Consider the following 19,512-nt stretch of genomic DNA (forward strand, 5'->3'; position numbering starts at 1 on the left):
CCGATGGAAAATCTTAAGTTAGCTCTGATCGGGGACATTCACGGATTTTGGGATCGTAAGGACAACGAATACTTCGATCGTTCGGATTACGACGCACTTTTGCTAACGGGAGACTTTCCCGGATATCTTCCTTTTTCGGGAAGGACGGTGACTCGAGGAATAGCGAAATTGAATAAGACCGTATACTGGATCCCGGGGAATCATGATTCGACTAACGTAGTTCAGTTACTAGGAGAAATATTACATTCAAAATGGATGATACGAACCGGAAGTATCGGACATCAATTTCGTCTAACTTGTCTTCAAAGGAGAATGGGTGATACGGTTTGTCTGGGATATTCGGCGACCGATCTGGATTCTAAAACGGTACTCGTCGGAGCCCGCCCGTTTTCGATGGGAGGTCCTTTGAGTTTTCTTCCCTTACTCAAAAAAGTATACGGAGTCTCTTCGATGAAAGAATCCTTCGAAAAAATGAAATCACTTTATCCAAAAATCCAAGGAAAGGATTGTATCGTTTTAGCTCACAACGGTCCCGCGGGATACGGTTCCAAACGAGACGATATCTGGGGGTGTGATTTTAGAAAGAAGGGAGGAGATTGGGGTGACGGAGATCTTCGTAGATTTTTGGACTTCCTAAAAGAAAAGGGGGAAAAGGTTTCCCTGATTCTCGCGGGGCATATGCATCGTAAAATCCGGGATCTAAATCGGGATCGGACTTGGAAAGTGAGCGAGAATTCTTCGCATACGATCAACGCGGCCAAGGTTCCTAGAATTTTTAAAACAAAAGAAGGAAATTTATACAGACATCATATTCGTTTGGAACGGAAAAACGGAATTTGGGATTGTCAGGAGATCTTCGTTGCAGAGAAAGGGGAGGAAAGAATTTCCCTCCCCGAAGACGAGGAGTTCTTATTCTCCTCGGATACTTTCTAATTTAAGTTTGATCTCTTCGTTGAGAGGTTGTTTTTTTTGAAAGTCCTCCAAGAGACGAACCGCTTCCGCAGGTTTTTCCAACTCCACGTAAAGATCGGACAATTCCAGAAGCGGTCTCGGATCCATAGGAAACTTTTTGTGAAGATCGAGATAGATTTCCTCGGCCTTGTCCCGTTTGCCGATCAGTTTGAGAGAAGAAGCCTTTCCAAGTAACGCGAAGTAATCCTCTCCTTCTGCAAGAATCCGGTTAAAACACTCGAGCGCTTTGTCGAATTCCCCCATCCCTCGTAAACTGTCCGCATAACGGTTGATGATGAGTTTATTATCGGGATCGAATTCCAAAATTCTTTCCCAATATTGATTGGCTTTGTGGAAATCCTTTTTTCCGCGATAACTTTCGGCAAGGCCGTATAACGCGAAAAAATTCTTCCGATCGAGTTCCGCAGCCCTATGATAATACTGAATCGCCTCGTCGTAGTCCTTGATCTTGCGGTAAGAATTTCCGATTTCGGTTAATATTTTGATGTTATCCGGTTGGATGAGAAGGAGTTTTTCCCACCAATGGATCGCGTCCTTATATTTCTGACAGGCAAAGTAAAGATGTCCCAGTCCGACGATCACATACTGATCCTTCGGATTGATCTGAAGCGCCTGCATATAATAAATTTCCGACTCTTTAAAGTTTTTGAGTTTGCGATGAGCGTCCGCAACACGGCTCAAGATCGAAGCGTCGGTAATCGTGATATGTCTGTAATCTTCGGCGACTTCGATCACTCGAGAAAGAAGATTCATTTCCCGATAGCAGTTCATAAGTCCCATGAGGGAAAACTTGTTCGATGGATCCTCTTGTATACATTTATGATAATATTCGATCGCATTCTTATAGTCTTTTTTCTTAAAAAAGAGATCTCCCATTCCGACGAGACCGTATGTGTTGTGCGGATCTTTTTCCAAGAGCTCCTTGAGTTTGGCTTCGGCCTTTGGAAATTGATGAGAATCTAATAATTTATAGGCTTCTTTCGCGAGACTTTTGATGACCGCGAATTGTTTGTCCTCTTCTTCTTTTTCAATATTAGGATTTTCCATTTGATTCTCTCTTTTTAAAGTTTACTCTCTTCCAATTCTTGTATTCGCATTATTGTTTTTGACGTTCGACTTTGATTGAATATTCTTTTGAGGCTTAAATATTCTGTAAAGAAAATAAGAACAGATTGCAAGAATCCGAAAGTAAAAAGTAAATTGCGTCGAAAATTAGCCCTTTCTATCTATATGATTTTGGAAAAAAATTTCCATTCTCTGATTCTTAGAACCGACTTCTTTGAAGTCGGTTCCGCATCTGTAAAAGGAAAGAAATCCTCTCGGAGAAAATGCTCATCGGGGTTGGATTGGTCAATTTCTTATCGTTCATTCCGAATCTTCTGCCGAGAACTCCGAATTCTTTTCTATTCCCAATTCTTTTTTATCGAACGGTACCTTCTTTTTGCGAAAGTGGAGTTTCCAAGCTCTTCGTTTTCAGAGTAATTTTGATCGGACTCGTTTCAAAAGAACCAAACAACTTCCATTCTACAAATGAGAAACCGTCGAATAAAACTTTCTTTGCTTCTTATATTTAAGAACTCGGAAACACGATAAAACCGCCGTTTCAAGGGCTTAGAATGAGGATCTCAAGATTCGGTTCGTCTTGACAGTAGCCTTTCCGGTATCTTTATGGACGTAAGGGGAGGGACCATGTCCTCAGAATCAGGAAGAATAACAGGCGCCAGATTGATGGTGGAACTTCTGGAAGAATACGGAGTGGATATCGTCTTTGGATACCCTGGCGGAGCCATTCTACCCTTTTATGACGAGATCTACAAGAGTAAGAAAATAAAACACATTCTTGTAAGACACGAACAAGGCGCGGTTCACATGGCCGAAGGTTATGCAAGAGCGACCGGAAAACTCGGAGTGTGCATCGCAACATCCGGACCGGGGGCCACCAACCTCGTCACCGGTCTTACCGACGCGAAGATGGACTCGGTTCCGGTGCTCGCGATCACGGGTCAAGTCGCGACCAATACGATCGGAACCGACGCTTTTCAAGAAGCCGATATCTTCGGGATTACAATTCCAATCACAAAATACAACGCACTTATGAAATCCGCGGACGATATCGCGAGACATTTCGAGGAAGCCACCTTGATCGCGTTAGGTGGTCGCCCCGGTCCGGTCCTTTTGGACTTTCCAAAGGACGTGCAGACCGAACTTACTAACGTAAGAAAGGCGACCCGTCTCAAGATCGCACCTCATCACTACAAAAAACCGGAAGTAAAGGGAAACGTAGAAGAATTCGCCGAAGCCCTGAACTCGGCAAAAAAACCTCTGCTTTATGTTGGAGGGGGAGCGATCAACGCAAACGCTCATAAAGAAATATTCGAACTCGCAACCAAGGCCGGAATCCCGGTGACAACAACTCTGATGGGAATCGGCGCTTTCCCTGGAACACACTCCCTGAGTGTGGGAATGTTGGGGATGCACGGGACCGCTGCGGCGAACAAAGCAGTATTAGAATGTGATTATATTCTCAATTTGGGTGCGCGATTTGACGATCGAGTCGCCAAAATCGGAGAATTCGCCGAAAAGGCTGTTCGTGCCCATATCGATATCGATACCGCCGAATTTAATAAACGAATTCCTGTAGATTATCTTCTGCACGGGGATTTAAAAGACGCTATTCAAGCGATTCTTCCTTTTGTAAAAAAACAGGATCATTCTTCTTGGACCAATTATTTGCAAGGATTGAAAAAAGATCATCCTCTGGATTTTGATAATTCCGGAAAGACGATCAAACCTCAGGACTTCTTGGATCGTCTTTATAAAAAAACCCAAGGAAAGGCGATCGTTTCCACGGATGTGGGACAACACCAGATGTGGGCGGCCCAGTATTATCTTTTTGACGAGCCGAACAACTGGCTTACTTCCGGAGGACTTGGTACGATGGGTTACGGACTTCCCGCCGCGATCGGAGCGAAGTTCGGAAGACCGGATAAGATGACGATCTGCGTTTCCGGAGACGGTTCGATCCAGATGAACATCCAAGAGTTAGCGACGATCGCGGCCAACAAACTGGGAGTCAAAATTCTTATCTTCAACAATAACTTTCTCGGAATGGTTCGGCAGTGGCAGGAACTCTTTTACGAAGAAAGATTCTCCCAATCCGAATGGAACTTCAACCCGGATTTTGTAAAACTAGCGGAAGCCTATTCGATTCCTGCGATGAAGGTTTCCGATAAATCGGAGATCGACAAGGCGATCGAATTTTTTATCAAAGACGACGGAGCTGCGCTTTTGGAAGTGATAATTCCGGCCGAAGAAAAAGTGTTTCCGATGATCCCGGCGGGAAAATCCCAAAAGGATATGATCGAATTTAAGGATTTAGCCGGACTCAAAAAATCATGAAACACATTCTGAAAATTCTGGTAAACAATCATCCCGGGGTCATGAGTCATGTTTCCGGTTTATTCACTCGCAGAAGTTATAATATAGATTCGATCGCTGTCGGAGTTACCGTAAATCCCGAAGTTTCCAGCATGGTCATCGTGGTTAAAGGCGACGAGTCGACCGTTGATCAGGTAAAAAGGCAACTTTTCAAACTTCCGGATGTGCTGGAAGTGGAGGATTTGGCGTATCACGATTGTGTGAGTCGGGAATTGGTACTTTTGGTTGTGAAACTTTCAGAGACTACAAGAACCGAAATTCTTTCCGTTTGTGAAGTTTTTGAGGCCAAGATCGCCGACCTTACTCATTCTTCTCTGACGATAGAATATTCGGGGAATTCCAGAAAGGTAAATGCCATCGTAGAAATCATGTCCAAATACGGAATCGAAGAGATTGTAAGAACGGGGCAAATTGCAATTCGTTACAGAAGTATCGGATCTTAACATTCGATTCCATTTTGAAATGTAGAATCTGAATTTCGTAATGTGTGTTCGCCTTGTAGAAGGGATTTATTTACGGCGAATCGAATTCTGATTTTAGTAAATCATCCAGCTAACAGTGATTCTCTTTTTTTCCAGGGTTTTTTCTTGTGAGAATCAAAAAGAATACAGAGAGAACTGGATTGGCAAAGAATTCTGTAATCCGATTTCCGAATGATCCTTTGTAGAATTTTGTAACGGGGACCCGTTAGATTCTGGAGTTCGGTTTGGACTATAACAAAGTCCGAATTGTAAGGGATTTCCTGAAAGTCGGATTCCGACCAAAGAATCAGGGGTTCAATAGAATGGCTTCCGAAAGAAAAAGGATCCGGTTCGATGTTCCGAAGAGCCTCCTTTCTTGCCTCGTTTAATACCGTTTGAACCTTTTCAAAGGTAAGCTTATCGTCTCCGTCGCCCTTGGGACATGGAAAGGATGTTTCGTATTGGTGGTGTGTTTTTGTTTTGCTCATCATTGTTGTCTCTTATCTAACTCGCTGTCATAGATTCTAAGAAATAAAAAACGGAACGAGAAAGGATTTTTTAAGGGAGCCTTGTCTAAGTTTTGAGAACAAATCGGTTGTTTGACAATAAAACATTGTGGACGATCCCTTTCTTTGTTAGGTTATCGTTCGGCTATATATGAAAAATTGTATACAATTATTTTTGAATGTAATTGTGTTTATCGGAATGGATTTTGGATTCTTTGCGGTGAAACGGTTTCAAAAAAGAAACCGTTTTATAAGGAAGCGAGTTTTAGGATCTCGGAATCTAAAAAAAGAATGGATTCCGGCTTCCAACAAAAGATGCCATTTTCGAAAGTCGCCTTGTTTTCGTTTTCTAATACACGAAGGGACCGTTCTAAAACTTCTTTTTTTTCCGGAATGAGGTCATAAAAAGAATCCAGATGGAAAGGTTGAAATAAACGAAAGAGAGAAAGAATCAATTCTTCAAAAACCTCGGGTTTGTTGTATTCTTTTGAGAATTCCTTTTGTTTGTATGTTTTCACGTTTCTCGGGTTGGAATATCTTCCAGCCGGTAAAAATCCGTGAGCTCCGGGGCCGATTCCCAGATAATATTCCATAGTCCAATATTTAAGATTATGCCTGGAATGGAATCCGGGTTTTGAATAATTGCTTACTTCATATTGAGACATTCCGTAAGGGGAGAGAAGTTTTGGGAGTTGTTTTAGAATTTCTTCTTGGATCTCTTCTTCAGGGCCCGGGGTCAGCGAATCCATTACTTTTCTTGAATATTCGGTTCCTTTTTCGACGGTAAGAGCGTAGAGGCTGATATGTTTGCCTCCGTAGGAAAGAACCTGTCGGATGTCCTTGAGAATTTCTTCGATGGTTTGTCCGGGAATTCCGTATATCAAATCCGCGGAAAAATTTTGAATCGGTGAATTCTTCGCCGTTTCTAAAATGGTTCCGTAACGCTCCGGATCGTAGTGTCTTCCTAAAAAGCGAAGTCTTTCCGGTTGAAAACTTTGGATTCCTACGGAGATACGATTGATTTCTATCTCGGAGAGGGATTGTAAAAAGTCCGGAGTGATGTCTTCCGGATTGCATTCCATTGTAATCTCAGCATTTGAGGAAAGGGAAAGATTTTGTTTTAAGAATCCGATGAGGTTTTGGATTTGACGGAGATCCGCTCGGCTTGGAGTTCCCCCTCCGAAGAAGATTGTATCAAATTCTAAACTGGAAAGGGAAGGATTGTCTGAGATTCTTTGAAGAATTTCCTCTTTGTATCTTGCAAAGAGTCTTTTTTCGTCGGGGATCGGGGCTTTGCCGTTTCCAACGGAGAAAAAATCGCAATATTCACATTTTTGAATGCAGTAGGGATAGTGGACATAGATTCCAGGCAAACCTGTTTTGAAAATTGGATTTTGCAAGTCCGCTCTATTTTCTTTCATAAGCTAACGGCGAAAATCTTGAGTTCGGGAAATTGTAGGAACTCCGACGATCCACCGTAAAAGTCGCGCGCCCCACCCTGACCTTGGGTGGGGGGTGAGGTGGTGGGAAGAATCGGGAAAATTTTCTCTATCATAAAATTACGTTTTCAGCAAGTAGAAAACTTGCTTCTTGTTTTGTAGGAACTCCGACAAAAATCAGCTTAAGCCAGACGAGGTCAGAGTCTCAAGAGAACTTTTGCGATCCTTCTTATTTCGCCGAGGTCTTTTCGTTCGAGTTCTTTAAGATCAAATCGACGACCGGAACCGGAGTTGTTCTTTCCACCACCGTATAAAGAAGGGCTTTTTTAGATTCAACCGTAGGGGAAAAAGAAAAAAGAATTCTTAGATTGGGAAGAGAATTCAATTTTAAGAATGGAGTTCCATAGTGAAGAGTAACGATCTCCAATGTCGGATAACGTTTCGCGATTCCGGCCGCAAGATCGAGTTCCAGTTGGCTAAAAGACGTAAGAACGATTCTTTTGAATTTATTTTCTTTTACGAGGGCCGCAATTTTTCCACTATTTGAGTTTGTAAGATTCTTTTCGGTGAGAACGCTTTCAAATTCTTTTCCTCGAACGGCAAAGATCGTTTCTTCAGTCTTTACCGAGTTTGGTACGAATGCCTCCGGAAACGAAACGATTGCGGCTCTCGAAACGTCAGCATTTAAAGTCGGAGAAAAAATTTCCAAAAAAATCTTTTCTCTTTCTGCGATCTGATCCTGGAAGAACGTCATTTCTTTTTCTTCCATCGGAGACAATTCCTTTGGATTTGATTTTTTGGCCGAAAATTCGTAGATGATTCCGTGTTTGAGTTTGAGAAGAATCTGTCTATAAGCGGCTTCTTTCAAAAGATCCCTTTCTCCTTTTTGAAAGGTTCCCTTATTGTATGCGTTTAGAATCTGATCTCTCATGTCGCGAGTGGTTTTTCCCCAGCTCGTCATAAGAAGAATATCAGCACCTGCTAATAGAGCGAGAACTCCCGGATCCGTGTCTTTGTAGTGAACTGAAATGGCGTTCATCTCCATCGCGTCGGTGATGATCACACCTTTGAACCCCATTCTTTCTCTTAAGATTCCCGTAAGAATTTTAGAAGAAAGAGTCGCGGGAAGATTTGGATCCAATTTCGGATATAAGATATGCGCGCTCATCACGACTTCAGCGCCTTGTGCGATCGATTCTTTGAAAGGAATGAGTTCCATCTTTTCCAATTCTTCCAAATTCTTATCGATCTTAGGAAGTCCTAAGTGACTGTCTACGTTTGTATCTCCGTGTCCCGGAAAGTGTTTGATCGTCGGAATCGCACCTCCGAGTCTTGCGCCTTTTTCATAACCGATTCCCGCTTTGGAAACCATCTCGGGAGAACTTCCGAGAGAACGAGTATTGATGACGGGATTGTCCGGATTGTTGTTGATGTCCAAATCCGGAGCGAAAACCAAATTGAGTCCGAGTTTCCGAAGTTGATAGGAGGTGACAAAACCCACTTTGTATGCGTAGTCCGCGTTTTTTGCCTGCCCGAGCGCCATTGCACCCGGAAACTGAGTCACTCCGTCTTTTACACGAAGCACTCTTCCACCTTCTTGATCCACGGAAATGAGAAGAGGAAGTTTAGAATGTTTTAAACTTTTTCTCTGAAGTTCGTAGTTGAGTTTGAGAATTTCCTGTTTGGTCCCTAGGTTCATTCCGAAAAGAATGATTCCTCCCGGAAGAATCTCCTCGATCTCTTTTTCAGCAGTCTGATCCAAGGTTTTCCCGGGAATCGCAACATGGATCACTTGGCCCGCCAATTCTTCCGGAGACATTTTGTCCACGATCGACTTTGCTTGAGATTCTAAATAACCGTCCCAGCCGTCTGCCTGGAGTTCTTGTTGGTAAGAAGGAATGTAGTAAAAAGCCGTAAGGAAAGCCAAAAGAAGAAGGAACACAAAGAGAAAACGTCGGATCATAGTTTGACAGGATATAAGAACGTTGAATTCTGTAAAAACAAATTCCTTCGGGTAGGCCTTGTTATGAATCGTTTCCAATTCCTCTTGATCCTCTTTTGTTCTCTGAGTTTAAGTCCTCTTTTTGCCGATTCCAAAACTTCCCCGATTCGGATTCTTTTTTTTGGGGATAGTCTTACTGCAGGACTCGGACTCAATTCACCAGAGGAAGCCTATCCGGCGGTTTTGGAGAAAGAACTTTTCAAACAAGGAATTTCGGTAAAGTCCGTCAATGCGGGAATGAGCGGGGACACGAGTTCGGGCGGTCTGTCCCGTCTGGATTGGGCACTTTCGAATCCGTTCGATTTGTTCGTCCTCGAACTCGGAGCGAACGATTCGATGCGCGGAATTTCACCGGATCAAACCGAAAAGAATCTCAAAGAAATTCTTTCTCGAGTGAGAAAGAAAAATCCAAAATCAAAAATTCTTCTCATCGGGATGAAAACCTTTCCCAATCTTGGAAAAGAATATAGAAAAAAATTCGAATCCATTTTTCCAAAAATCGCAAAAGAAGAAAACCTTCCTCTGGTTCCGTTTTTTTTAAACGGAGTCGCCGGAAATAAAAAACTCAATCAGAAAGACGGGATTCATCCGACCGCGGAAGGACATCGGATTCTTGCAAAAAATCTTTTACCCTTCTTTCAAAAAATTCTAAGGAAAAGATGATTCTCCAAAAAGTGAGTTTACACCGGACTTTTGCCGAAAATCATGGATCTACCTGAATAATCGCGGGAATAGCTCAGTGGTAGAGCACCTCCTTGCCAAGGAGGGGGTCGCGGGTTCGAATCCCGTTTCCCGCTTTTTCTTCTATACTCTTCTCCTCCAGGCCGATTTACATCATGGATTATAAAACAAAAAAGAATTCGAACGCTACCGTTGATATTAAACTTACCTTCGAAGCTTCCGATATCGAGAAAGCTTTTGAAAAAACCTACGCGGAAAAACAGAAAGACGTAAAAATTCCAGGCTTCCGTCAAGGCAAGGCTCCTCTCCAGATGGTGAAACGTCATCTCGGAGATGCGGTGGCGAGTGACGCGATCAACACTCTCATCGTGGATGGAATGACTTCCATCATCACAAAATTAGAACACCCGATGGTCCGGTTTCCGAAATTCGAAATCCAAGACTATCAACCCGGAAAAACTCTCATCGCGACCGCGGTCTATGAAACCAATCCGGAAATCACACTCGGAAAATATAAGAAGATCAAGATCAAACTTCCCGAAGTCGTCGTTTCGGACGCTGACGTGCAGGAAGAGATCGAAACCATTCGTAAACAATTGGCCCGAAAACAACTAAAAGAAGAGGGCCAAGTCACCGTGAGCGGGGACATTATTGATATGGAATATGTAGTTCGCGAATCCGGTCAAGAACCCAAAAATGCAAGTAATACATCCAACGACTATCATTTAGGTCACGAGAGCAATCTCAAGGGGTTTGATGAGAATCTCTACGGTTTGAAAACGGGCGAAAGTAAGGATTTTGTCCACGCATTCCCAGAGGACTACGCACAGAACGAAGTCGCCGGAAAGTCCTTTGAGTATTCCGTGACTGTAAAAGCGCAGTATGCAAACATTCTTCCGCCCGTGGACGACGATCTCGCTTCCGAATTCGACGGTTCCGAGTCTCTCGGCGCTCTCAAAGATAAGATTCGTAAGAATCTGAAGGAACGTTTTGAAGACGGGGTAAAGAATAAGAAGATGGAAGAGATCTACAAGGAAGTCATCGACGATTCTAAGTTTATCTTCCCGGAATCCTATGTAAAAGAAGAATCCGAGCACGTTTTCCACAATATGATCCACGAATTCCGTCTTCCCCACATTACGATGGAAAAATACGCGGAGATGATCAAAAAAGATCTGAAAGAAGTACAAGAATCCTTTAAAAATCTCGCAGAATCCCGCCTGAAGCACTTTTTTACCCGTCAAAAGATCGCTCAGACGGAGAACATCGTGTATTCCGATTCAGATTTTGACGCCGATCTGGAAAAACTTGCGTCAAGTTACCAGATTTCTCTGTCCGATCTTAAAAAAGAGCTGGAAAAGGGAAAACTCATGGATAATTATCGAGAGAATTTTTTCGCGAAAAAAGTGGATGATACCCTCTTTGATCTTGTAGAAAAGAAATATACTGACAAATTGAGCATTGGCCAGGTAAAAGAATATCTGAACCAAAAGGAAGAACAGAAAGCATGAGTGTAATTCCGTATGTGATCGAGCAAACGAGCAGGGGAGAGCGTTCTTACGACATTTTTTCCCGACTTTTAAAAGATAGAATCATCTTTCTCGGAAACGCAATCAACGACGATTACGCAAACGTGATTACTGCCCAGCTATTATTCCTGGAAGCGGAAAATCCGGAGAGAGATATTTATTTGTATCTCAATTCTCCCGGAGGTTATGTTTCTTCCGGTCTTGCGATTTATGATACGATGCAATACATCAAGCCTGACGTAAGAACCCTTTGTTTGGGTCAGGCCTCCTCGATGGCCGCACTTCTTTTGGCGGGCGGGGCTCCGGGAAAACGTTCCGCACTGCCGAATTCCAGAATCATGATGCACCAGCCAATGGGCGGGGCAACGGGTCAGGCAAGTGATATCGAGATCCAAGCAAGAGAAGTTCTCAAGCTCAAGGAAATTCTGAACGCAATCTATCACAAACACACCGGAAAGAGTGTGGAGCAAATTCAGAAAGATACCGAAAGAAATTTTTATATGACCGCGGAAGAAGCGAAGAACTACGGGATCTTAGACACCGTAATCGATATCGACCGCAGTAAAACAGCGCCAGTCGCTGCCCCAGCTTAATCAGGAGAAATTCCCTTGGCGAAAAAAACACCGGGAACCAACGGTAAACAAAAACTATTCTGCTCTTTTTGCGGAAAAGAACAGGATGCAGTAAAACGTTTAGTCGCCGGCCCGGGTGTTTACATCTGCGACGAGTGTATTTCTCTTTGTAATGAAATCATTGCGGAAGATCACGATCATACTCACGAGAAAACCGAAGTATTCAGCGAGGTTCCAAGCCCCGCTGATATCAAAGCGATCTTAGATCAGTATGTCATCGGACAAGATCACGCAAAGAAAGCCCTCTCGGTAGCGGTTTACAACCACTACAAGCGCGTAAATCTGAAAGAAAAGAAATCCGATATCGAAATCGAAAAATCGAATATTCTTTTGATCGGACCTACCGGAAGTGGGAAAACTCTTCTCGCTCAGACTCTTGCCAGAATTATCAAGGTTCCTTTTGCAATCGTAGACGCGACTGCATTGACCGAAGCAGGATATGTGGGAGAAGACGTTGAGAACATCATTCTCAAGCTCATCCAAAACGCTGACAACGATATCAAGAAGGCCGAGATCGGAATCATCTACATCGACGAGGTCGACAAGATAGCGCGTAAGTCGGACAGCGCTTCGATCACAAGAGACGTGAGCGGAGAAGGTGTTCAACAAGCGCTTCTTAAGATTATAGAAGGAACCGTAGCCAACGTTCCACCTCAGGGTGGAAGAAAACATCCTCACCAGGAATACTTACAAGTCGATACCAAGAATATTCTGTTCATTCTCGGAGGAGCCTTTGTGGATCTTCCGAACATCATCAAGTCCAGAACCGGCGTGAAAACGATCGGTTTCGGATCCGAAGAGACAAGACCTCAGTCGGACAGTAAGGACGCGTTGATGGGACAGGTGATTCCGGAAGATCTAATCAAGTTTGGATTGATTCCTGAATTTATCGGACGTTTGCCGATCGTAGCGACACTCCAAGAGCTGGACGTGGATATGCTCAAACAAATCTTCCGCGAACCGAAAAACTCCGTTCTCAAACAATACACTCGTTTATTGGAACTCGAGAATGTAAAACTTACATTCCGTGAAGATGCGATTGATCGTATCGCGGAACTCGCGATCAAAAGAGAATCGGGAGCCCGAGGACTCAGAGCCATCGTGGAAAATATCATGCTGGATTTGATGTTTGACATTCCTTCTCGAAAAGACATTGAAGAAGTAATCATCACGGGAGAAGTAATTTCCGATCGTGTGATGCCGACTCTCATTCTAAAAAAAGAATCTAAGATCGCATAATTCCGTCAAAATATCTTTCCGGAGCGGCGTGATTTGAGTTTCCCGCTGGAAGTCAGATACGGCCTTTTGGTTTATTCAAAGGGCTGAAAGGGCGAGCTGTGACGAAGAATTCGATTTCTTTTTCGTGTTTTGTCCTCTGAAAACAACCGTGCCTTTTTGCAGAAGATTCGAGAGAAAAGCTTTTTTACTTCCAAAATGGGTTCTAAAAATGCGGAATCCCGATTTTGTTTGAAGGTGAAAAAGGAAGGGGAGGTTAAATTTTTTTTTCGTAGACCCAAAACTGTCGGTCGCTTCGTATCCAATCCCGAGACGGATCCCTTCTATAACCGAGTTTTTCATAGAGTCTGTGTGCCGCCTCCATCGAGGATTGTGTGGATAAAACCGCCTTTGAAAACCCCAAACTTCTCGCTTCGATTTCAAAATGTCGGCAGAGGTTTTCCCCGATTCCTTTTTGTCGGACGGTCGGCAACGTCGCCAAGAGCTGCATTTCCGCTTCGTCCATTTCTGCGATTTGTCGATATGGATTCTCATTCATTCCTACGATCACCATGCCGACCACTGCTTCGATCGAATCGATTCCCAATAGAATTTTTCCCCGCTTTTTGACTTCTTCGATGCTAAAAAATTTTTGAGCGACTGTAGGATCCGTAAAACCGGCTTCGACATAGGCGCGACTTAATAAAACTTCGATCCCTCGGTCGTATTTGTTTTCGAAGGACGGGTATGATGTGATTTCTATTTCCAGAGAAAAATTCCTAACAAAATCTCAGGGTTCAATTTGGATTGTGTCGACTCGAATTCTAAGCGCGTTTTTTCAACGCGCGATCGAAACTGAAGGAAGGTTCGCGATTTAATTTCCTAAATCGCGAAGATGTTTACTTCTTTTTTTTCTTTTCCTCACCTTTCGAAGCGAGAACGGATCTACCTTGTAATTCCAATTTTTTCTTCTCCGCCCAAGGAATCGCGACACTCAACTGTTCCGCTAAGGAAAGAAGATTTTCGTTGATGTCGATGAGTTCGTCGATGATCACAAAGTAAGAGACACTGGATTTCAGTTTGCTGTCTCCCTTTTTGATTCGTTTCATCTGGCTTTTGTAGATGTTTTGTTTTGCCTTTTCGAGATTTTTTGTCTTCTTCTCCGATCTCGCTTTTTCCAAAAGATCAGGAAACTTATCCGAATCTGCAAGGAGTTCCATCAGATTTGTCGCCTGTTTTCTGAGCTCTTTCACTTCTTCCTTTTCGTCTTTGGAAACTTCGTGGAAAGAATTGATTCCGTTGGAGGAAGTTCTCAAAATATTCCAGATACTTTCGGTGATTCGATCCAGGTGATTGATGGAATCCGTGATCGGATGGATGGACGCCAAGTCTTCTTCTTCGAGATGTTTGTTTGCGATCGATAAAAAACTGGAAAGAGAATTTTCTCTCATCTTCTTTAAGTCTTTCAGAAGTTTCTGAGTTTGTCTGAAATTCTTTTTCTTACCGTTTACATAACCCGCACACGCGTTGTTGAGAGCTTTTCTCGCCACACTCAGACTCGCGAGCATCGAAGATATCGTTCTGGAAAGCGCCCTTTCCGGATGTTTTCTAAGAGTGATCAGTTTTTCGAGATTTTCGTCATAGGTGTCTTGGCGTTTTTTATGAATTCTTCCAAAAAGAAAAATCAGAAGACCGGCGACGATCACAAGAACAAAAACCGAGGAAAATCCGAAGACGTACAGAATGGAACCTATGATTCCTGCGGTTGCCGACGCGATGATCGCCGTAAAGAACCAACCGCCTACGACTGTCAAAACTCCGCTTACTCGATTGACCGAATTCTCCTTGTTCCAAGCTCCGTCCGTCAACGAAGTTCCCATCGCCACCATAAAGGTTACGAACGTCGTGGAAAGCGGAAGTTTGTAGAGCGTTCCGATCAGGATCAATGCGCTCGAAATCTGGATGTTCACGGAAGCTCGGAGCAAGTCGAAAGCTTCCGTCTCGTGAACTTTCATGATTTCTAATGTGTTTCTGTTTTCAAAACGTCTTCCGATGAAGTTTCTCACACTCGCGGGAAGAATCGCTTTGATCGGTAGATAGATTCCCAGAGCGATTTGAACAAAAACGCGAGCCACTAAACTTGTGTTAAATGCTTCCAAGGTTTCCCCTTGAGAACCTAAAGTGACTTCCGTTTGTGTAACGGATTCTGCTTTTCTCGAAAACCAGAGCGGGAAAAGCATCACGCAGGCGGCGCCCAACAAAAGAAAGCTCGGAGTAGAAACGTTTCCGGCAAGACCGGTCGCTAAAGCCGTAGGATCCCCGCCTTGTTGTATCAAAGTCCACGTTGAAAAACTCGCGAGCGGAACCCCGATAAAGTTTACAAGGTCGTTACTTGCAAACGCCATCGCCAGAGAACCGGTTCCCACCAAAACCAAGAACTTGAGAATATTCCATTCTAATAATACTAAAACTTGAAAGAGGATCGAAAATCCGGCGAAACTGATCAGAAGGATGTTGGTAAAATTCTCGTTCAAAAATTTGCTCATCTCCGGTGGGATTAGAGCGGAACCTTTCATCGCCGTCAGAAGGGTGAAAAAGATCACGGTAGTAACCGAAAGTCCTCCGAAAAGACCTCCGAAGTATCTCATCGTTCTTTTTAGATCGAAAGAAAAGATAAAACGAAAGAAGAACTGTAAAATCATCCCGGAAAAGAAGGCGACGATCACACTCGTCACGATCCCGAAGATGATTTTTAACGCGCTTTCGGAGTTGATGATTTGAAACGCTCCGTTTAAAGTTCCGGTTTTTAAGAATGCGATCGCAAGAGCCGCACCTAAAAGCTCGAACACGAGAGACACGGTCGTTGAGGTCGGTAGTCCGAGGGTGTTATAAAGATCCAAAAGAACGATATCCGTTAGCATTACGGCTAAGAATAAAAACATAAGATCCTGGAGCGCAAACCCGCCCGGATGAAAGATTCCTTTTCTTGCGACTTCCATCATCCCACTGGAAGAAAGTGCACCCAAGATGATCCCGATTCCGGCAACGACCAGAATGATTCTTTTGGAGGAGGCCTTGGAACCGACTGCTGAGTTGGTAAAGTTTACGGCGTCGTTTGAAACCCCGACTAAGAGGTCGCCGACTCCGAGAATGGCCATAAGGATTACAATGATGAGGAAAAAGTCCATGAAACGCTTCCGTTTATAGTTTTGTAGAATCTACAGTTTTCGCTTAAAATCTTGAATTATCGAGTTCTTTTTTAGTCTTTTCCATAGGGAGAGTCGGACAACTGAAATTTTGTTCCGGGCCCGATTGTGATTATTACTTTTTTATTACAAAAGCAACCGGTTAATCCTCGAGGTCCCAAAAAAAATCCTTATTCGTGAGTTCTTCTTCCGGCTTAGGGGAATCGGCAACAGAAAAGAAATGTGCATCCCCTAAGGAACCGAGGATGAGTTTGTATTGTTCTTTGAGCTCGAGAGTCTCTTTTTCCCAGTATTCGTTTCCGACAAAGTGCGGAAAAGCCGTGGGAAAGGAAGGATCGGTTTCAAATCGGGTGGAAATCCAAGCCGAGTAGTGGATAAATCGCATGGCTCTTAAAATTTCTATGAGTTCAAACCAACGATCGTCGAATTCCCGAAATTCCCGATAACCGGAAACGAGGTGTTCTCTTTCTTCGATGCCTTCTTGTCCTCTCGAAAGGAGCATCCAGAAATCTTGGACCGCCGGACCGTTTAAAGAATCGTCGAAGTCCACAAAAAACCAACCTTCTTTTCCGTTCAGAAGATTTCCCTTATGACAGTCTCCGTGAATTCTATGCATCGGAACGGAAGTGATTTTTTCTTGGAAAAGATCCAAGATCCGAAGAGCCGTTTCTTGGTATTCTTTTCGGCAATTGGATGGAATCCAATCCCCTTGGATCAGAGTTTCCAACGGCGCCGTTCCGTAGGTTTTAGAATCCAAGTTGATTCTGCGTTTTAGGGTTTTGGACTGACCGACGTTGTGGATTCTTCCTAAAAGTCTTCCCAGAATTCTTAAATTGTCCGGACTCAGCTCGTCCGGGGAACGTCCTCCGACTCGAGGCCAGAAAGAATAAAAGATTTCCTCCTGGAAGCTCGCGAGGCTATTTCCATCGGGGAACAAAAGCGGGGCGCAGACGGGAATTTCTTCTTCTCTTAGATCCAGGAGGAATTGATGTTCTTCCAAGATCTGTTCCCGAGTCCATCTTCCGGGTCTGTAGAATTTGGAAATGATATGAGTTCCGTCTTCCATACGAAGATCAAAAACCCGGTTCTCCAAACTGTTGAGAGCCATACAATGACCGGAGGGTTCGTATCCCGCCCTTTCCGCTAAGGTAAGAATTTCACCGGGATTGAGTTGAAAAAAATCGGCCATTTGCTCTCCAGGATTCCCGTTTCCAATCTGCTTCCAAGACAAAAACGTCGGATTCTCCCTGGTTCTTTGTTTTGTGTCCTCATATTTTTTTTCTTAGAATCTTGTTCAGAACCGGAGAGTTTTGTGTATTCTCATTCTGGAATTTGGTTTTCAATAGAATTGGATTTTGCAAATTGATTCCCGAGAAGGAAAAATCATGAAGATATCAGTAGGAAATTTGCCCCAGGAACTTACCGAAGACGAGCTGAAAAAGATTTTTTCGGAGTTTGGAACGGTTCAGGAAGTAAATATTAAAAAAGACAAAACCACAGGTCGTTCTTTATCCTATGGATCCGTCGAGATGGAAGATTCCGCCGGTGAAAAAGCAATCGCGGCGTTGAATAAAAAAGAAATCTCCGGCAAACAAATCGCCGTTGTAGATTCCGAAGAATTGAAGAAAGAATTCGAAAGAAAACAATCCCTCAAAGGAGTTTCCGGTTCCGGTAAGGTTCACGGAAGCCAAGCGAAGGCAGGGGGATTTTCAGGAGCCGGAGTCAGAAGAACCGGAGGGAGAGGAAAATGAAATCGATTCGTTTGAGCGTTGTATTGAGTCTTTTAGTTTTATCGGCGGTTCCCGCGTTCGCTGAGGATTTGATTATCAAAGACATTCGTGTTGGAACCGGAAAAGAAGCCTTCTCCGGATCTAACGTTACCGTTCACTATGTGGGAACTCTTACAAACGGGAAAAAGTTCGACAGTTCTCGAGATCGCCGGGCTCCTTTCACTTTCAACTTAGGCGCGGGTGAAGTCATCAAAGGATGGGATCGAGGCGTAAGAGGAATGAAAGAAGGTGGAATTCGCAAACTTACGATTCCTCCCGAGTTGGGATACGGATCTCGTGGAGCGGGCGCTGCAATCCCTCCCAATTCCACTCTCGTATTTGAAGTCGAATTACTAAAAGTGTACTGAACATTCTATCGTTTTGAAACAATTTTTACCGGATTCTGACGTTAGATTCTGACCGATTTCCGGTTCTAATTTTCATAGATTGGAGGAGCTTTCCCAAACTGTGAACGCTTAGAACCGGATGCCATACAACTTCTTTGAACTATCCCCGGTTCCGGCCTGCATTTTAGAGCCATCCTTTGAAATCAAAAAAGCCAATTCCGCCTTTTGTAAAGCCTCCGGTTATTCTAAATCGGAATTAGAAGATCGAAAAAACTGGACCGCAGTTTGCGAATTTAGAAATGAAATCCCCGATTTCTCCGATCCTTCTCTTTGGCCCGATCTCAAACACTCGGAAAACAATCCAAATTATGAAATTCTAATCCTCGCAAAAGACGATTCTCAAAAGTTTTATTCGGTTACCTTCGCGTTCGATCCGGAAGAACTTCAAATCTTTGCGTATTTGGAACCTTCTCTTTTTGCGGCGAATGCTTCTTCTCTTCATTCACCTTCTCACGAAACTCCCTTTCCCGGTTTGGAAAAACCGACCGATTCCTGGATACAAAGACAAAAACTGGAAGCGATCGGAACTCTTTCCGCAGGGGTCGCTCACGAAATCAACAATCCGTTGATGGGCGTGATCAACTATGCGGAAATGGTTTTTAACGGAATTGAAAACGGAAACCCGCTTCGAAAATACGCCGGAATCATACTCCAAGAAAGTAATCGGATCTCGGAGATTGTTCGGGATATGCTTACTTTCACACGTTTGGAAAAAGAAGAAGTCAAGATCCACGATTTGACTTCGATCTTTTGTTGTACCTTCGGACTTTTGAAGAACGGCTTTCGAAAATCGGAGATTGAAACGGTGGTCCCGGATCTGGGAGTTCCTGTTTACGCGGTTTGTTCCGCGGGAAGACTCAGACAGGTTTATCTCAATCTTCTTACCAACGCAAAGGACGCGATCGAAAGCAATACGAATCCGAACCAGCAGAGAATTCTCAGGGTTTCTTGGACTCCTCTTCAAAAACAAGGCAGAAAGTTTATCCGAACGATCGTGGAAGATTCCGGAATCGGAATTGCGGATGAAAACAGACATAAACTTTTCGATCCGTTCTACACTACGAAAGCGATCGGAAAGGGTACGGGGCTCGGGCTTACTGTTTCTTACAACTTAGTCCGAGAGATGGGGGGAGAACTTTCCTTTCAATCCGAAAAAGGGGCAACCCGCTTTTACGTCGACCTTCCGGAATCCTTCTGAAAGATCCTTGACTTTGCGAAGGACAGAATTCATTCTAATAGACTCCCTTCCGACACA

General features: G+C 43.7%; 17 protein-coding genes and 1 tRNA gene. 11 read left to right on the forward strand and 7 right to left on the reverse strand.

All coding sequences use genetic code 11. From position 1 onward, the window contains the following. Positions 1-3 precede the first annotated feature (3 nt). The gene (locus JWG45_RS14680; protein ID WP_205280433.1) at positions 4-933 is read left to right on the forward strand and encodes a metallophosphoesterase; all 930 of its coding nucleotides are present in this window, start codon (positions 4-6) and stop codon (positions 931-933) included. On the opposite strand, the gene JWG45_RS14685 is transcribed toward JWG45_RS14680, so the two are convergent. Then, entirely contained in the window at positions 910-2,019 is a 1,110-nt protein-coding gene (locus JWG45_RS14685; protein ID WP_205280434.1) for a tetratricopeptide repeat protein, read from the reverse strand. The two genes, JWG45_RS14680 and JWG45_RS14685, sit on opposite strands and share 24 nt — an antisense overlap. 642 nt (positions 2,020-2,661) lie before the next feature. Between JWG45_RS14685 and ilvB the strand changes: the two genes are divergently transcribed. Beyond that, positions 2,662-4,371 (forward strand): biosynthetic-type acetolactate synthase large subunit, encoded by a 1,710-nt coding sequence (gene ilvB, locus JWG45_RS14690; RefSeq protein ID WP_205280435.1) that lies wholly within the window; start codon positions 2,662-2,664, stop codon positions 4,369-4,371. Beyond that, positions 4,368-4,853: an acetolactate synthase small subunit gene (gene ilvN, locus JWG45_RS14695; RefSeq protein WP_205280436.1), complete on the forward strand. Its 486-nt coding sequence runs from the start codon at positions 4,368-4,370 to the stop codon at positions 4,851-4,853. Before ilvB ends, ilvN begins: the two co-directional genes overlap by 4 nt. 101 nt (positions 4,854-4,954) lie before the next feature. Here the strand turns inward: ilvN and JWG45_RS14700 are convergent, their stop codons facing one another. The 3 genes from JWG45_RS14700 to JWG45_RS14710 all read right to left on the reverse strand — a co-directional run bounded on the left by JWG45_RS14700 (position 4,955) and on the right by JWG45_RS14710 (position 8,779). Next, entirely contained in the window at positions 4,955-5,362 is a 408-nt protein-coding gene (locus tag JWG45_RS14700) for an acyl-CoA thioesterase family protein (protein WP_205280437.1), read from the reverse strand. Between the two features lie 263 nt (positions 5,363-5,625). Then, positions 5,626-6,798: a radical SAM family heme chaperone HemW gene (gene hemW / locus JWG45_RS14705; protein ID WP_205280438.1), complete on the reverse strand. Its 1,173-nt coding sequence runs from the start codon at positions 6,796-6,798 to the stop codon at positions 5,626-5,628. A 247-nt stretch (positions 6,799-7,045) separates the two neighbouring features. Further along, entirely contained in the window at positions 7,046-8,779 is a 1,734-nt protein-coding gene (locus JWG45_RS14710) for a glycoside hydrolase family 3 protein (protein WP_205280497.1), read from the reverse strand. A gap of 63 nt (positions 8,780-8,842) precedes the next feature. Between JWG45_RS14710 and JWG45_RS14715 the strand changes: the two genes are divergently transcribed. The 5 genes from JWG45_RS14715 to clpX all read left to right on the forward strand — a co-directional run bounded on the left by JWG45_RS14715 (position 8,843) and on the right by clpX (position 12,899). Continuing rightward, the gene (locus JWG45_RS14715; RefSeq protein WP_205280439.1) at positions 8,843-9,481 is read left to right on the forward strand and encodes an arylesterase; all 639 of its coding nucleotides are present in this window, start codon (positions 8,843-8,845) and stop codon (positions 9,479-9,481) included. Between the two features lie 62 nt (positions 9,482-9,543). Then, a tRNA-Gly gene (locus tag JWG45_RS14720) sits at positions 9,544-9,615 on the forward strand. A 39-nt stretch (positions 9,616-9,654) separates the two neighbouring features. Beyond that, positions 9,655-11,010: a trigger factor gene (gene tig, locus JWG45_RS14725; RefSeq protein ID WP_205280440.1), complete on the forward strand. Its 1,356-nt coding sequence runs from the start codon at positions 9,655-9,657 to the stop codon at positions 11,008-11,010. Beyond that, the gene (gene clpP, locus JWG45_RS14730; protein ID WP_205280441.1) at positions 11,007-11,621 is read left to right on the forward strand and encodes an ATP-dependent Clp endopeptidase proteolytic subunit ClpP; all 615 of its coding nucleotides are present in this window, start codon (positions 11,007-11,009) and stop codon (positions 11,619-11,621) included. The genes tig and clpP overlap by 4 nt, the downstream gene beginning before the upstream one ends. A 15-nt stretch (positions 11,622-11,636) precedes the next feature. Further along, on the forward strand, positions 11,637-12,899 hold the full coding sequence (gene clpX, locus JWG45_RS14735; RefSeq protein ID WP_205280442.1) for an ATP-dependent Clp protease ATP-binding subunit ClpX: 1,263 nt from the start codon (positions 11,637-11,639) through the stop codon (positions 12,897-12,899). Positions 12,900-13,152: 253 nt separating this feature from the next. On the opposite strand, the gene JWG45_RS14740 is transcribed toward clpX, so the two are convergent. The 3 genes from JWG45_RS14740 to JWG45_RS14750 all read right to left on the reverse strand — a co-directional run bounded on the left by JWG45_RS14740 (position 13,153) and on the right by JWG45_RS14750 (position 17,270). Beyond that, positions 13,153-13,644 carry a GNAT family N-acetyltransferase gene (locus JWG45_RS14740; RefSeq protein WP_205280498.1) on the reverse strand — a complete coding sequence of 164 codons (492 nt, stop codon included), beginning with the start codon at positions 13,642-13,644 and terminating at the stop codon, positions 13,153-13,155. A gap of 130 nt (positions 13,645-13,774) precedes the next feature. Then, positions 13,775-16,063 carry an inorganic phosphate transporter gene (locus JWG45_RS14745; RefSeq protein ID WP_205280443.1) on the reverse strand — a complete coding sequence of 763 codons (2,289 nt, stop codon included), beginning with the start codon at positions 16,061-16,063 and terminating at the stop codon, positions 13,775-13,777. Between the two features lie 160 nt (positions 16,064-16,223). Next, positions 16,224-17,270, reverse strand: a complete 1,047-nt coding sequence (locus JWG45_RS14750; protein ID WP_205280444.1) for a serine/threonine protein kinase — start codon at positions 17,268-17,270, stop codon at positions 16,224-16,226. A 166-nt stretch (positions 17,271-17,436) separates the two neighbouring features. Between JWG45_RS14750 and JWG45_RS14755 the strand changes: the two genes are divergently transcribed. The 3 genes from JWG45_RS14755 (at position 17,437) to JWG45_RS14765 (ending at position 19,455) form a co-directional block, all read left to right on the forward strand. Beyond that, the gene (locus JWG45_RS14755) at positions 17,437-17,832 is read left to right on the forward strand and encodes an RNA recognition motif domain-containing protein (RefSeq protein ID WP_205280445.1); all 396 of its coding nucleotides are present in this window, start codon (positions 17,437-17,439) and stop codon (positions 17,830-17,832) included. Continuing rightward, complete coding sequence (locus tag JWG45_RS14760; RefSeq protein WP_205280446.1) at positions 17,829-18,218, forward strand: FKBP-type peptidyl-prolyl cis-trans isomerase; 390 nt, start codon at positions 17,829-17,831, stop codon at positions 18,216-18,218. Before JWG45_RS14755 ends, JWG45_RS14760 begins: the two co-directional genes overlap by 4 nt. 118 nt (positions 18,219-18,336) lie before the next feature. Beyond that, entirely contained in the window at positions 18,337-19,455 is a 1,119-nt protein-coding gene (locus tag JWG45_RS14765) for a PAS domain-containing sensor histidine kinase (RefSeq protein ID WP_205280447.1), read from the forward strand. Positions 19,456-19,512 lie beyond the last annotated feature (57 nt).

It is taken from the genome of Leptospira ainlahdjerensis (assembly GCF_016919175.1).
GTDB classification, from domain to species: Bacteria; Spirochaetota; Leptospiria; order Leptospirales; family Leptospiraceae; genus Leptospira; species Leptospira ainlahdjerensis.